Annotated in this window: 1 protein-coding gene; it reads left to right on the plus strand. The window is 61.6% G+C overall.

Annotation, left to right across the window (positions count from 1 at the left end; all coding sequences use genetic code 11):
• On the plus strand, positions 1 to 768 hold a 768-nt coding region (locus ACM6JQ_RS16005; RefSeq protein WP_414894171.1), incomplete at both ends, for an immunoglobulin-like domain-containing protein.

Below are 768 nucleotides of genomic sequence, written 5' to 3' on the forward strand. Positions count from 1 at the left end.
TACCGCGCCAAACGATGCGCTGACTGGCCACGCTCCGCTGACCAATGCGATCACCGACATTTCCGGTGGCAATTACGAGAACCTCGTTGCCGACAAAACCCCGGTTTCGACCACTGTTACTGACACTGTCGACACCACCAACCTGTCGCTGACTGCGACCGGCACCGTGGCGGAAGGTGGTTCGATTGTTTACACCGCGACCCTGACCAACCCGGCCGGCACCCCGGTGACTGTGACCCTGAGCAATGGCTCGGTGATCACCATCGAAGCGGGCAAGACCACCGGCACCGTGACCGTTCCGGCTCCAGCCGATGACGTCTACAAAGACGCTGGCAAGGTCGAAGTCACTATCAAGGATGCTACCGGCGGCAACTTCGAGAATCTGGTTCCGAGCACCACGCCAGCCGTTACCGATGTAACTGACACCATCGATACCTCGACGGTCAAACTGACCGCCACCGAGTCGGCCGCTGAAGGTGGCACCGTCACCTACACTGCCACTGTCGGCGCGCCGGTCACTGGTTCGCCGGTCGTGGTGACCCTGGCCAACGGTCAGAACATCACCATTGAAGTCGGCAAAACCACCGGCACCGTGACCACCACGGCGCCGAACGATGCGCTGACTGGCCACGCTCCACTGACCAACGCGATCACCGGCGTTTCCGGCGGCAACTACGAAAACCTCGTGGCCGACAAAACCCCGGTCAGCACCACCGTCACCGACACCGTCGATACCACCAACCTGACGCTGAGCGCGACAGGAACCGT

The sequence above is a fragment of the Pseudomonas sp. IT-232MI5 genome (genome assembly GCF_949767845.1).
In the GTDB taxonomy this organism is placed as follows: domain Bacteria; phylum Pseudomonadota; class Gammaproteobacteria; order Pseudomonadales; family Pseudomonadaceae; genus Aquipseudomonas.